Annotated in this window: 11 protein-coding genes and 1 tRNA gene; 3 read left to right on the top strand and 9 right to left on the bottom strand. The window is 70.8% G+C overall.

Going from position 1 to position 12,716, the window contains the following annotated elements:
* Nucleotides 1-2: 2 nt before the first annotated feature.
* The 9 genes from mdoH to RTA_RS17580 form a co-directional block, all read right to left on the bottom strand.
* Nucleotides 3-2,075: a glucans biosynthesis glucosyltransferase MdoH gene (gene mdoH, locus RTA_RS17620; protein ID WP_049871330.1), complete on the bottom strand. Its 2,073-nt coding sequence runs from the start codon at nucleotides 2,073-2,075 to the stop codon at nucleotides 3-5.
* The gene (locus RTA_RS17615) at nucleotides 2,039-3,619 is read right to left on the bottom strand and encodes a glucan biosynthesis protein G (RefSeq protein WP_013902787.1); all 1,581 of its coding nucleotides are present in this window, start codon (nucleotides 3,617-3,619) and stop codon (nucleotides 2,039-2,041) included. Before RTA_RS17615 ends, mdoH begins: the two co-directional genes overlap by 37 nt.
* A 163-nt stretch (nucleotides 3,620-3,782) precedes the next feature.
* A complete protein-coding gene (locus tag RTA_RS17610) occupies nucleotides 3,783-5,195 on the bottom strand; it encodes a sigma 54-interacting transcriptional regulator (protein ID WP_013902786.1) in 1,413 nt (470 codons plus the stop codon).
* An 11-nt stretch (nucleotides 5,196-5,206) separates the two neighbouring features.
* Nucleotides 5,207-5,800 (bottom strand): hypothetical protein, encoded by a 594-nt coding sequence (locus RTA_RS17605; RefSeq protein WP_041676562.1) that lies wholly within the window; start codon nucleotides 5,798-5,800, stop codon nucleotides 5,207-5,209.
* Nucleotides 5,801-5,837: 37 nt separating this feature from the next.
* On the bottom strand, nucleotides 5,838-7,265 hold the full coding sequence (locus RTA_RS17600; protein WP_041676561.1) for a sensor histidine kinase: 1,428 nt from the start codon (nucleotides 7,263-7,265) through the stop codon (nucleotides 5,838-5,840).
* Nucleotides 7,266-7,287: 22 nt separating this feature from the next.
* Nucleotides 7,288-8,631, bottom strand: a complete 1,344-nt coding sequence (miaB, locus tag RTA_RS17595) for a tRNA (N6-isopentenyl adenosine(37)-C2)-methylthiotransferase MiaB (protein WP_013902783.1) — start codon at nucleotides 8,629-8,631, stop codon at nucleotides 7,288-7,290.
* A 16-nt stretch (nucleotides 8,632-8,647) separates the two neighbouring features.
* Complete coding sequence (locus RTA_RS17590; protein WP_049871329.1) at nucleotides 8,648-9,043, bottom strand: hypothetical protein; 396 nt, start codon at nucleotides 9,041-9,043, stop codon at nucleotides 8,648-8,650.
* A 93-nt stretch (nucleotides 9,044-9,136) separates the two neighbouring features.
* Nucleotides 9,137-9,213 (bottom strand) — tRNA-Met (locus tag RTA_RS17585).
* Between the two features lie 54 nt (nucleotides 9,214-9,267).
* Nucleotides 9,268-10,047: an enoyl-CoA hydratase gene (locus tag RTA_RS17580; RefSeq protein ID WP_013902781.1), complete on the bottom strand. Its 780-nt coding sequence runs from the start codon at nucleotides 10,045-10,047 to the stop codon at nucleotides 9,268-9,270.
* A gap of 93 nt (nucleotides 10,048-10,140) precedes the next feature.
* On the opposite strand from RTA_RS17580, the gene RTA_RS17575 reads away from it, so the two are divergent.
* The 3 genes from RTA_RS17575 to paaK are packed head-to-tail and all read left to right on the top strand — an operon-like array spanning nucleotide 10,141 to nucleotide 12,676.
* Complete coding sequence (locus RTA_RS17575; RefSeq protein ID WP_013902780.1) at nucleotides 10,141-10,944, top strand: enoyl-CoA hydratase-related protein; 804 nt, start codon at nucleotides 10,141-10,143, stop codon at nucleotides 10,942-10,944.
* The gene (gene paaI, locus RTA_RS17570; protein ID WP_013902779.1) at nucleotides 10,944-11,381 is read left to right on the top strand and encodes a hydroxyphenylacetyl-CoA thioesterase PaaI; all 438 of its coding nucleotides are present in this window, start codon (nucleotides 10,944-10,946) and stop codon (nucleotides 11,379-11,381) included. Before RTA_RS17575 ends, paaI begins: the two co-directional genes overlap by 1 nt.
* Nucleotides 11,378-12,676, top strand: coding sequence for a phenylacetate--CoA ligase PaaK (paaK, locus tag RTA_RS17565; RefSeq protein ID WP_013902778.1), 1,299 nt, complete (start codon nucleotides 11,378-11,380; stop codon nucleotides 12,674-12,676). Before paaI ends, paaK begins: the two co-directional genes overlap by 4 nt.
* Nucleotides 12,677-12,716: the final 40 nt, after the last annotated feature.

Raw genomic sequence — 12,716 nt, 5'->3', positions numbered from 1 at the left:
CGTCAGGCGGCGCGCAGCCGCGCCGCATGCACGGCGTGCTGGCGCGCCCGGCTCAGCACCGCCGGCGAACGCGACTCTTCCGGGATCAGCAGAAAGCCGCGCTCGCGCATGCGGCCGCCCAGCTCCACATGGCTGGTCAGCACCGCCAGCGGCACGGCCAGCAGCAGCGGCAGCGCCACCGGCAGCAGCGACAGCACGGCGCTGGCGTTCACGACCGCCACCGCCGCGGCCAGCACGCCGATCACCGCGGTCAGGGGCGCCAGCCGCTCGGCGGCCTGCCGCCAGCCCAGGCCCGAGGCCTCCCGCGGGGGCGACTTCCACTCCAGCTTCAGGCCGGTCAGCGCCACCACCACGAACAGCGAATGCGCCAGCATGCGCACCGGCGCCTGCAGCAGGGCCAGGGCGGTCTCCAGCGCCGCGCTGCCCAGCAGGCCGCGCACGCCGCCGAAGGCCGCCTGCTCGCGCCGCAGCACCACGGCCACCAGGCCCAGGATGCGCGGCATGAACAGCAGGCACAGCGTCCAGATCCACAGGCCCACCAGCTCGGCGGGCACGGACTGCCAGTCGGGCGAGACGCGCGCGCCGGCCATCCACAGCGCCGTGCCGAAGGTCAGGAAGGCCAGCCACAGCGGGGCCGACAGGTAGGACATGGCGCCGATGGCGAACATGGCGCGGTGCAGCCGGTGGATGCCCGGCTCGGCGATCAGGCGCGCGTTCTGCAGGTTGCCCTGGCACCAGCGGCGGTCGCGCTGCAGCTCGGACAGCAGGTCCGGCGGCTGCTGCTCGTAGCTGCCGGTGAGGTCGGAGACCAGCCACACGTGCCAGCCGGCGCGGCGCATCAGCGCGGCCTCGACGAAGTCGTGCGACATGATGCCGCCGCTCATGCCGCCCTGGCCGGGGATGGGCGCCAGCGCGCAGTGCGCCATGAAGGGCGCCACGCGGATGATGGCGTTGTGCCCCCAGTAGTGCGACTCGCCCAGCTGCCAGAACTGCATGCCCAGGGTGAACAGGCGGCCGGTCACGCGCGAGGCGAACTGCTGGGCGCGCGCGTGCAGCGTCGCATGGCCCACCGCCTGGGTGGCGGTCTGGACGATGCCGGCCTGCGGGTTCGCCTCCATCAGCTTGACCATGGACACGATGCAGTCGCCGCTCATCACGCTGTCGGCGTCCAGCACCACCATGTAGCGGTAGTCCTTGCCCCAGCGGCGGCAGAAGTCGGCCACGTTGCCGGCCTTGCGGTGCGTGCGGCGCTTGCGCAGGCGGTAGTAGACCTCGATCTGCGGCTGGTTGGGGTGCTCGGCCAGGGCCGAGCGCAACTCCTCCCAGGCGGTGCGCTCGGCCGTCTGGACTTCGGGATCGTTGCTGTCGGACAGCACGAACACGTCGAACTGCCGGACGTGGCCGGTGGCGGCGACCGACTCGCAGGTGGCGCGCAGGCCGGCGAACACGGTGGCCACGTCCTCGTTGCAGATCGGCATGATCAGGGCGGTGCGCGCCTCGGGGTTCATGGGATGGTGCTGCACCGACCTGGCCGACAGGGTGTGGGCGTCGCCGCGCAGCTGCACCCAGAAGCCCATCAACGCGGTGACGAAACCGGTCACCACCCAGGTGGACAGCACCGCGAACAGCGCGATCTGGCCGTACTCCAGCCAGGCGTTGTCGTAATTGGGCTGGGCGTTGGCGAACAGCAGCGTGGCCAGCGTGGTGCTCAGGACCGTGATCAGCATGAACACGGCGCGCCGGCGCGCGGCCGCGCTCTCCCAGGCCTGGCGCGGCGGGCGCGCGGTGCGGGGCGCCGCGGGCGACAGCAGCCGGTTCATGCCCGACAGCCCCACCGTGCCCAGGCTGTTCCAGAAGCCGCGCCAGGGCCGCGGCACCATGGAGCCGCGGTTGATCGGCGGCGCCGTCACCGCGTTGGGATGGCGCTCCTCGCGCAGCAGGCTGCGGCGTGCGCCCACCCCCGCGGGGTAGGCCGCGCCCACCGGCGCCACCACGGCTGCGGACGATGAGCCGCCGGTGTCGGCATGGCCTGCCTGCCTCAGAGGGCGGCGTCGGGAAGAATGATGTTGGTCCATGTTTCGCTCAGGATGTCGTTGCCGTGTTGCAGGAAGGCGCGCAGCTCCACAGGGCGCGCCGCGTCGATGGGTCGCACCCGCAGCGTCATGCGCCAGGTTCGGGTGGCCGGATTGAAATAGGCGAGCTGCTGCTCGATGCGGCCGTTGGCGTCGGCGGTGGCCACGGGCCGCACGGCGGCATCGACCGGCAGGGCGCGCAGCGCCGGGCCGTCGAAATCCACCACGTACTGCACCGTGCCGGCCAGGCCGGGCATGTCCTCGGGCCGCACGAAACCCAGGCCGCGGCGCGACTGCACCGCCCAGCCGTTGGGCGGGCGCTGCTGCTCGTCGCCCTGCCAGGCCAGCTCGTAGGCGAATTCCAGGGGCTCGCCCGGCGCGGGCAGGCGGGCCGGGACCCAGTACGCCACGATGTTGTCGTGCGTTTCGTCGGGCGTGGGCAGCTGGAACAGCTCGACGCGGCCCGGGCCCCAGTCGCCGATGGGCCTGACCCAGGCGCTGGGCCGGCGCTCGTAGCGCGCTTCCGTGTCCTCGTAGCTGGCGAAGCCGCGGTCGCGCTGCATCAGGCCGAAGCCGCGCAGCCCGTCCACGGTGAAGCTGTTGGTCAGCGGCTGGCGCGGGTTGACCAGGGGGCGCCACAGCCATTCGCCGCTGGCGGTGGCGATCATCAGGCCGTCGGAATCGTGCACCTCGGGGCGGAAGTCGGCGGGGCGCGGCTGGTTCTCGCCGAACAGGAACATGCTGGTCAGCGGCGCGATGCCCAGGGTGGTGACCGGCTGGCCGGCGCCGGCGCGCAGGAAGACGCGGGCCCGCACCTCGGTCACGCTCTCCGGCCCCGGGCGCAGCACGAAGCGGTAGGCGCCGGTGGCTCGGGGCGACTCCAGCAGCGCGTACAGCACCAGCTGCTGCGCGCCGGGCGCCGGGCGCTCCAGCCAGAACTCGGAAAAGCGCGGGAATTCCTCCGGCCCGCTGCCGCCCACGGTGTCGATGGCCAGGCCGCGGGCCGACAGGCCGTACTGCTGGCCCGCGCCCAGGGCGCGGAAGTAGCTGGCGCCCAGGAACACCGCCAGCTCGTCCTTGTAGGCCGTGTTGTTGAGCGGGTAATGGATGCGAAAGCCCGCGAAGCCCAGGTCGCCCCAGGCCGTGGGGTCGACGGGGTTCTTGCCGTAGTCGAAGTCTGCCCGGTTGAAGCGGATGGGGCGCACCTTGCCACCCTCCAGCACCTCGTTGACGCGCACCGGCTGCGGGTGGTACTTGCCCCGGTGGAAGAACATGGCCTCGAACGGCAGGCCGGCGTCGCGCCACAGCGCGCGCCCCGGGCGGAAGCGGATGTCGCGCAGGCCGTCGTAGTCCAGCGCGGCCAGGGCCGGCGGCAGCGGGGTGCTGGGGTCGTTGTGCGGAGCCTGGGCGCGCTGGCGCGCCAGCTGGGTCAGGCGGTCGAAATCGAAGCCCTGGGCCCAGGCGGGGGGCAGCGCCGACAGGGCCAGTCCGATAGCGCACACCAGGCGCCAGGAGAGCAGCAGGGAGAGGGCAGGCGGCCTAAGCATTTACCTGCTAGTGCAAACCCTATGCCAGGTAAAAACTTAAAGAAAATCAAAGACTTACGAGGGTTTTTTATTGTTGAGCAAGGATGGCGCCTCGCAATCCGCCAAAACCCCTGTTTTTTGTCGCCGGCCAGCGACAAATACCCGCTCTGCTGTTTTTTTTCCCTTATGGATCAAGGCTATCGTCTTGTCGCAGGCCGGTGACAGGGGTCTGGGCCCCGGCGACAGAATCGCCCTTGAAATGGCCGGGCGTGAGCTCGTTCTTCTGCAGCAGGCGGTAGAACTCGGTGCGGTTGCGGCCGGCCAGCCGGGCCGCGTCGGCCACGTTGCCGTCGGTCAGCTTGAGCAGCCCGACCAGGTACTCGCGCTCGAAGCGCTGCTTGGCCTCGGCATAGGTCAGCACTTCCACGCTGGGCACGCGCAGCGCCCGCTGCACCAGGGCCAGCGGCACCAGCGGCGTGGTGGACAGGGCGCAGACCTGCTCGACCACGTTGTAGAGCTGCCGCACGTTGCCCGGCCAGGCGGCCGTGGTCAGGGCCTTGAGCGCCTCCGGCGCGAAGCCCGACAGGCGCCGCCCGTACTTGGTCGCCAGCTTGTGCAGGAAATGGTTGGCCAGCAGCGGGATGTCCTCGCGCCGCTCGGCCAGGGTGGGCAGGCTCAGCGTCACCACGTTCAGCCGGTAGTACAGGTCCTCGCGGAACTGCCCCGCCGCCATCGCCGCCTCCAGGTTGCGGTGGGTGGCCGAGATGATGCGCACGTCGACGGGGATGGACTGGCTGGAGCCCAGCGGACGCACCGCGCGCTCCTGCAGCACGCGCAGCAGCTTGACCTGCAGCGCCGGCGGCATGTCGCCGATTTCGTCGAGCAGCAGGGTGCCGCCGTCGGCCGCCTGGAACAAACCCTTGTGGTTGGCCACGGCATCGGTGAAGGCGCCCTTCATGTGGCCGAACAGTTCCGATTCCAGCAGCGCTTCCGGAATGGCGCCGCAGTTGACGGCCACGAAGGGCCGGCGCGTTCGCGGGCTGGCCTTGTGGATGGCGCGGGCCAGCATCTCCTTGCCGGTGCCGCTGTCGCCGCGCAGCAGCACCGAGGCATCCGAGGCCGCCACCATGCGCGCCTCGGCCAGCAGCTCGGCCATGCGGGCGGAGCGGCTGATCACGTCGATGCGCCAGCCCTCGTCGGCTGGCGCGGCGGCCGGCGCCGGCGCGGTGAGCGCCAGCGCCTGCGCGATCTTGTCCAGCAGCTCGCGGCCGTCGTAGGGCTTGGTCAGGTAGGTGAACACGCCGCGCGCCGTCGCTTCCACCGCATCGGGGATGGTGCCGTGGGCGGTGAGCAGGATCACCGGCAGCGAGGGATGGCGGGCGCGGATCTCGTCGAACAGGGCCAGGCCGTCGCGGCCCGGCAGCCGCACGTCGCTGAGCACCAGCTGGGGGCGCTCCAGCGCGAGCTGGGCCAGCGCCGCCTCGGCCGAGCCCACGGCCCGGACCTGGTAGCCGGCCGCGCCCAGCCGCATGGACAGCAGCCGCAGCATGTCGGCATCGTCGTCCACCACCAGGATGCGGGCGCCGGGGGAAGCCATGCGATCCTTCCTCAGGGCGCCGGACGCGAGGGCATGCTGCGCTCGATGGCGCGCAGCGCCTCCAGCCGCTCGTTGAGCTGGTCGATGCGGCGCTGGCCGTCGCGCAGCTGCTGCGCGGAGCGCTCGGCCTGTTCCTCGGCGCGGCGCTGGGCGGTGTACTGGGTGGCGATCAGGCGGGCCAGCGGATGCAGTTGCCGCGCCTCGGGCGTGTCCTGCGCCAGCACGCGCTGCAGCAGCCCGTTGGCGCGCTGCCCGTCCGCCGGCGCCTGGGTCTGCAGCAGCGCCAGCGCCAACTGCATCTGCCGCACCGGCGAGCCGCCGGTGTCGTTCAGGCGGGCGATCTCCTGGGCCAGCTCGGGCGGCGGCAGGGTGCGCAGCCGGTCGGCATGGGCCAGCACGGTGTTCAGCGGCGGCTGGCCCGTCTCGGCCGGCGGCTGGAGCTGGGGAGCGTCGGCTGCCGGCGGCTGCGGGGAGCCTGCTGGCGCCGGCAGTTCCACCGCCGGACTGGCCGGGGTGGGGGCCGGCACCGGGGGTGCCGGCGCGGCCGCGCAGCCGATCAGCATGAGTCCCAGGCCCAGCGCGGCCCAGGACGGTGGGGCGGGCATGGCGGAAGGCAAAGGCGGGCAGCCCCGCGCGGACAGGTCAGGAAGCATGGGGCAGTTCGATGCGGAAATGGGCGCCTTCGCCCTGGTCCATCAGGACGACGCGGCCGCCGTGGGCTGCAATGTACTCCTGCACGATGGACAGGCCGATGCCGGTGCCGCGCACCGCGTCCTGCGGCTGGCGCTCGCCCCGGTAGAAAGGCTCGAAGATGCGCGGCCGGTCGGCCTCGGCCACGCCTGGTCCCTGGTCGCGGATGGCGATGCAGGCCAGCCCCGGTGAATGGCTGAGCTCAACCACGACGCTGCCGCCGGGCGGCGAGAAGCGGATGGCGTTGGACAGCAGGTTGGCCACCGCGGTGCCCAGCTTGTCGGCGTCCACCGGCAGTACCAGCGGCTCGCCGCGCACCTCGACCTGCAGCGCGTTGGCCTGCCACTGCAGGCGCTGGGCCTCCACCTGGTGCTGCACCAGGGCCAGCAGGTCGATGCGGCGGCGCTTGAGCTGGCGCGCCTCGAAGGCCGCCGCGTTGAAGCGCAGCAGCGCCTCGATCTGCTCCTGCAGCACCGAGGTGTTGTGGTGCAGGATGCGCATCACCTCCTGCTGCCGGCTGTTGAGTTCGCCCGCCACCCCATCCTCCAGCAGCGCCACGCCTTCGCGCATGGCGGCCAGCGGGGTCTTCAGCTCGTGCGAGATGTGCCGCAGGAAGCGCGCCTTGTCGGCGTCCAGCTCGGTCAGCCGCAGCCGCAGCCAGTCGAGCTGCTGGCCGACGCGGCGCACGTCGGCCGGGCCTTCGATGTCGATGGGCTCGTCCAGCCGGTTCTCGCCCAGGCCCACGATGGCGCGTTCCAGCCGCTTGAACGGCCGCGCCAGCCACAGGCCCAGGCCGGTGGCCAGCACCGCCGCCAGCAGGATGGTGAGCAGCACCTGCTGCATCAGCCGGGCGCGGCTGGCGTCCAGGCGCTCGCGCAGCGCGGTGTTGCGGCCTTCGATCAGCGCCTGCACCTCGCGCGCGATGCCGGTGTTGAGCGTGTCGAACTCGCGGAAGGCGGCCGCGACGGCGCGCTCGCGGTCCAGCGCTGTTTCCGCCGGGCCGGGCAGCAGGTTGGCGACCAGCTCCAGCTGCGCCAGCCAGGGGCCGGCCAGCGCCGGGTTCAGGCCCTGTTCGGTCATGCGGCGCAGCGCGTCGCGCGCGCCGTCCGTCGCTTCCTCGAAACGGCGCCGCAGCAGGCGGTCGTTGAAGATCAGCGACTGGCGCGCGGCGCGCTCCATGTCGACGGTGCGGGCGGTCAAGGCCTGGGCGCTGGCGTTGAGTTCCAGCGCGCGCGTGGTCTCGTCGCCGCTCTGGGCCATCAGCCGGTCCAGGATGACCACGGCCCGCAGCGCCGTGCCGCCCAGCAGCACGCCGATCAAGAGGAAGGCGACCAGCAGCAGCTGGCGGAATGAGACCAGGCCCGGCCGCAACGATGGCATGCGCAGCTGCAAGGCCGGCGGCTCAGGCAGCGGGTGCTTCGCCGAGCATCCGGACTTCGCCGCGCAGCGAATGCGGGAAGGCCTGGGTGATGGCGACGTCCACCATCCGGCCCACCAGGCGCGGCGGCGCCTGGAAGTTGACCACGCGGTTGCACTCGGTGCGGCCGGACAGCTCGGCAGGGTCCTTGCGCGACGGACCTTCCACCAGGACGCGCTGCACGGTCCCGACGCGGCTGGCGCTGATGCGCTGCGCGTTGGCCTCGATGGCCGCCTGCAGCTGCTGCAGCCGCCGCAGCTTGACCTGCTGCGGCGTGTCGTCGTGCAGCTGCGCCGCCGGCGTGCCCGGGCGCGGACTGAACATGAAGCTGAAGCTGGTGTCGTAGCCGACGTCCTCGATCAGCTTCATGGTGCGGGCGAAATCGTCCTCGGTCTCGCCCGGGAAGCCCACGATGAAATCGCTGGACAGCGACAGCTGCGGGCGGATGGCGCGCAGCTTGCGCACCGTGCTCTTGTATTCCATGGCGGTGTAGCCGCGCTTCATCGCCATCAGGATTCGGTCGCTGCCGTGCTGCACCGGCAGGTGCAGGTGGCTCACCAGCTTGGGCACGCGCGCGTAGGCCTCGATCAGGCGCGGCGTGAACTCGTTGGGATGGCTGGTGGTGTAGCGGATGCGCTCGATGCCGGGGATCTCGGCCACGTACTCGACCAGCAGGGCGAAGTCGGCGATCTCCGCGGTGCTACCCATCCGCCCACGGTAGGCGTTGACGTTCTGGCCCAGCAGCGTCACCTCCCTGACGCCCTGCTCGGCCAGCCCGGCGACCTCGGCCAGCACGTCCTCGAACGGGCGCGAGACCTCCTCGCCCCGGGTGTAGGGCACCACGCAGTAGCTGCAGTACTTGCTGCAGCCTTCCATGATGCTGACGAAGGCGGTGGCGCCCTCGACCCGCGCCGGCGGCAGGTGGTCGAATTTCTCGATCTCGGGGAAGCTGATGTCCACCTGGGGGCGCCGTTCCCGCTCGCGGCGCGCCAGCATCTCGGGCAGGCGGTGCAGCGTCTGCGGCCCGAACACCAGGTCCACGTAGGGCGCGCGCTCGACGATGGCGGCGCCTTCCTGGCTGGCGACGCAGCCGCCCACGCCGATGAGCGCGCCGCGTGCCTTGAGGTGCTTGACGCGGCCCAGGTCGGAAAACACCTTCTCCTGGGCCTTCTCGCGCACCGAGCAGGTGTTGAAGAGGATGAGGTCGGCCTGCTCCACGTCGGAGGTGGGCTCGTAGCCCTCGGCGGCTTTCATCACGTCGGCCATCTTGTCCGAGTCGTACTCGTTCATCTGGCAGCCGAAGGTCTTGATGAAGACTTTCTTGCCCATGGCGCTCTCCTTCGCTCTAGCGGCGGCCGCCGAAGACCAGGGCCAGCAGCTCGTTGAAGCGCCGCAGGCCCTCGGCGCCGCCAACATCGCGCGTGCCGCCCAGCCGGGCGTACTCGGCCTCGCTCAGCAGCCAGACCTCATGCACCAGGCCGGCGGCGTCGCGCCGGTACACCATGGGCAGGTCCTGACCGGCCAGGCTGGCCGGCAGCACGACCAGGTTGTTCAGGTTGCGGATGCGCGCGCCGGGCGAGAGGCGGTCGGGCCGGCCGTTGACCAGGGCCTGCGGCGCTGCCGTGACCTTCAGCCGCGCGGGCTTCACGTCCTTGGGTGCCTCGCGGACGATGCCTTGGGCCAAGGCGGCGCCGGCGGCCAGCAGGGCGGCGGCGAGCAAGGGTTTGATCCAGCGGTTCATGGTGTTGATCCAGAGGCTGAGCTGCGCAAAAAGAAAAGGCACTGTGCGGGACAGTGCCTTGGGTGTCAACGCACGTGCACCGTGCGGCAAATCTGGTGGCGCTTCACGGATTCGAACCGCGGACCTGTGGATTATGATTCCATCGCTCTAACCGACTGAGCTAAAGCGCCGAGCCCCCGATTATAGCCAATGGCCGGACGGCCGTGCATCCGCCCGGCGGTCCTTCAGCGGTGCCGGAACTGCGGCTTGCGCTTGCCCACGAAGGCGTCCATGCCTTCCTTCTGGTCGGCGGTGGCGAACAGCGCGTGGAACAGGCGCCGCTCGAACATCACCCCGTCCGACAGGCCGGTCTCGAACGAGCGGTTCACCGACTCCTTGGCCGCCATCACCGCCAGCTGCGGCAGCTCGCAGATCGTCAGGGCCGCGCCCAGCGCCTCGTCCATCAGCTTGTCCAGCGGCACCACACGGCTCACCAGCCCGGCGCGCTCGGCCTCGGTGGCGTCCATCATGCGGGCCGTCAGGGCCATGTCCATGGCCTTGGACTTGCCCACCGCGCGCGGCAGCCGCTGGGTGCCGCCGGCGCCCGGGATGATGCCCAGCTTGATCTCGGGCTGGCCGAACCTGGCGTTGTCGGCGGCGATGATGAAGTCGCACATCATGGCCAGCTCGCAGCCGCCGCCCAGCGCGAAGCCGCTCACGGCCGCGATCACCGGCTTGCGGACCTGGCGGATGGTCTCCCAGTTGCGGGTGATGTAGTCGCCGCCGTAGACCTCGGCGAAGCCGTAGCTGGCCATGGCCCCGATGTCGGCGCCGGCGGCAAAGGCCTTCTCGCTGCCGGTGACGACCATGCAGCCGATGGCCGGGTCGGCGTCGAAGGCCTTGAGCGCCGCGCCCAGCTCGTCCATGAGCTGGTTGTTCAGCGCGTTCAGCTGCTTGGGCCGGTTGAGCTGGACAACGCCAACCTTGCCGGCTTCGGTGCGCACTTCAATCAGTTCGTAGGCCATGCTGTTCTCCTGGAGCGGTGACTATACCCAAGGGAAATCATTGGCCGACCGGGCGGTCGGCCCATGCTAGATTTCTGCCGAAGGAGCCCCACAATGGCTGAATCGAACGTCCTGTACGAGCAACGTGGTGCGGTCGCGCTGGTCACCTTGAACCGGCCGGATGCGTTGAACAGCCTGACGCGCACCATGCACGAGGAATTGCGCGCGCTGCTCGACCGCGTCAATGGCGACAAGTCGGTGCGCGCACTGGTGATCACGGGCGCGGGACGCGGGTTCTGCGCGGGAGCCAACCTCGCCGCATTCGACATGACGCCGGGCCCGGACCAAGTGCAGCGCGCCGACCCGGGACCGATCATCGAGAAACTCTTCAACCCTACCGTGCGCAAGCTGATGGACTTGCGCGTGCCGACCATCGCCGCCGTCAACGGCGTCGCCGCGGGCGCGGGTGCGTCCTTGGCCATGACGTGCGACCTGGCCATCGCCGCGCCGTCCGCCACCTTCATCCAGGCCTTCAGCCGCATCGGGCTGATCCCGGACGCGGGAGGTTCCTGGTTCCTGGTCAAGAAGCTCGGGCTGGCGCGGGCCATGGGCTGCGCCATGCTGGGCGACAAGCTCAGCGCCCGGGACGCGAAGGAGTGGGGAATGATCTGGAACGTGGCTCCAGAGGGCGCCGATGTCGTTGCTGAGGCGATGAAGCTTGCGGAGCGTCTCGCGACCATGCCCACGGCGGCGCTGGCGGCCACGCGCAAGCTGCTGCGTGCGGCCGCCACCAGTGACCTCGACCACCAGCTGGACCTGGAGCGCGACACGCAGTCGGCGCTGGGCCGCACGCACGACTACATCGAAGGGGTCACGGCATTCCTGCAGAAGCGGCCTGCGCAGTTCAAGGGGGAGTGATGGCCCCGCAGGAGCTCGCTTGGCGGGTCGGCCAAGCCATGTTCGCGCAGGACGCCGCATCGCGCGACACCATGGGCATGGAGCTGGTCAGCTGCGCGCCCGGGCGCGCCGTGATGCGCATGGCGGTGCGCGAGCTGCACCTCAACGGCCACCGCATCTGCCATGGCGGCTTCATCTTCACGCTGGCGGACTCCACCTTCGCGTTCGCCTGCAACAGCCACAACAAGGTCGCGGTGGCGGCCGGCTGCAGCATCGACTTCCTCAAGCCGGGCCAGCTGGGCGACGTGCTGACCTGCGAGGGCGTCGAACGCGTGTTGCAGGGCCGGCACGGCATCTACGACATGAAGGTCACCAACCAGCACGGCGAGGTCGTGGCCCTGTTCCGCGGCAAGAGCGCGCAGATCGCGGGCACGGTGGTGCCGCAGGAGGCCGCATGACAGCATCGTTCCCGCTCGAGCCGATCGAGAAGGCCAGCGTCGACGAGCTGCGCGCCCTGCAGCTCAAGCGCCTGAAGGCCACGCTGGCCCATGCCTACGCCAACTCGCCCGTGTATGCCGCGAAGTTCGACGCGGCCGGCGTGCACCCCGAGGATTGCCGCTCGCTGGCCGATCTGGCGAAGTTCCCCTTCACCACCAAGCACGACCTGCGCGAGAGCTACCCCTTCGGCATGTTCGCCGTACCGCGCGGGCAGTGCGCCCGCATCCACGCCTCCAGCGGCACCACCGGCAAGCCCACGGTGGTGGGCTACACCCGCAACGACATCGACACCTGGTCGCTGGTGATGGCGCGCAGCATCCGCGCCAGCGGGGCGCGGCCCGGCGACCTGGTGCACGTGAGCTACGGCTATGGCCTGTTCACCGGCGGCCTGGGCGCGCACTACGGCGCGGAGAAACTCGGGCTGACGGTGGTGCCCTTCGGCGGCGGCCAGACCGAGCGCCAGGTGCAGCTGATCCACGACTTCCGGCCCGACATCATCATGGTCACGCCCAGCTACATGCTGGCCATCGCCGACGAGATGGAACGCCAGGGGCTGGACCCGCGTGCCAGCAGCCTGCGCCTGGGCATCTTCGGCGCCGAGCCCTGGACCAACGACATGCGCGCGGCGATCGAGCAGCGGCTGGCTATCGACGCGGTCGACATCTACGGCCTGTCCGAGGTGATGGGCCCCGGCGTCGCCAACGAGTGCGTGGAGACCAAGGACGGCCCCACCATCTGGGAGGACCACTTCTACCCCGAGGTCATCGACCCCGGGAGCGGGGAGCCGGTGGCCGACGGCGAGCTGGGCGAGCTGGTCTTCACCAGCCTGACCAAGGAGGCGCTGCCCATCATCCGCTACCGCACGCGCGACCTCACGCGCCTGCTGCCCGGCACGGCGCGCACCATGCGCCGCATGGAGAAGATCACCGGCCGCAGCGACGACATGATGATCGTGCGCGGCGTCAACGTCTTTCCCACGCAGATCGAGGAGCTGATCTGCAAGCGCGAGGAGCTGGCGCCGCACTACCTGTGCATTCTCACGCGCGAGGGTCCGCTGGACTGCCTGACGGTGGCGGTGGAGGTGCGCGCCGGCCTGGCCCATGAGGGCCCGCCCGCGCAGGCGGCGGCGCAGCGGCTCGCGCACGAGATCAAGACCTATGTCGGCACCAGCGCCAGGATCGAGCTGCGCCCGCCCGGCGGCATCGAGCGCAGCCTGGGCAAGGCCAAGCGCGTGCTGGACCAGCGCAAAGCCTAGGACCTTCTCGGAACGCGTGCCTTCGCCAGCGGCCACAGGC

The organism is Ramlibacter tataouinensis TTB310 (genome assembly GCF_000215705.1).
GTDB classification, from domain to species: Bacteria; Pseudomonadota; Gammaproteobacteria; order Burkholderiales; family Burkholderiaceae_C; genus Ramlibacter; species Ramlibacter tataouinensis.
Note: the sequence above shows the minus strand (reverse complement) of the source record. Positions and strands in the feature narration are given on the sequence as shown.

Coding starts and splice junctions, on each gene's coding strand:
- mdoH (WP_049871330.1), bottom strand. CDS start 2,075: ATGGACCAACATCATTCTTCCCGACGCCGCCCTCTGAGGCAGGCAGGC.
- RTA_RS17615 (WP_013902787.1), bottom strand. CDS start 3,619: ATGCTTAGGCCGCCTGCCCTCTCCCTGCTGCTCTCCTGGCGCCTGGTG.
- RTA_RS17610 (WP_013902786.1), bottom strand. CDS start 5,195: ATGGCTTCCCCCGGCGCCCGCATCCTGGTGGTGGACGACGATGCCGAC.
- RTA_RS17605 (WP_041676562.1), bottom strand. CDS start 5,800: ATGCCCGCCCCACCGTCCTGGGCCGCGCTGGGCCTGGGACTCATGCTG.
- RTA_RS17600 (WP_041676561.1), bottom strand. CDS start 7,265: ATGCCATCGTTGCGGCCGGGCCTGGTCTCATTCCGCCAGCTGCTGCTG.
- miaB (WP_013902783.1), bottom strand. CDS start 8,631: ATGGGCAAGAAAGTCTTCATCAAGACCTTCGGCTGCCAGATGAACGAG.
- RTA_RS17590 (WP_049871329.1), bottom strand. CDS start 9,043: ATGAACCGCTGGATCAAACCCTTGCTCGCCGCCGCCCTGCTGGCCGCC.
- RTA_RS17580 (WP_013902781.1), bottom strand. CDS start 10,047: ATGGCCTACGAACTGATTGAAGTGCGCACCGAAGCCGGCAAGGTTGGC.
- RTA_RS17575 (WP_013902780.1), top strand. CDS start 10,141: ATGGCTGAATCGAACGTCCTGTACGAGCAACGTGGTGCGGTCGCGCTG.
- paaI (WP_013902779.1), top strand. CDS start 10,944: ATGGCCCCGCAGGAGCTCGCTTGGCGGGTCGGCCAAGCCATGTTCGCG.
- paaK (WP_013902778.1), top strand. CDS start 11,378: ATGACAGCATCGTTCCCGCTCGAGCCGATCGAGAAGGCCAGCGTCGAC.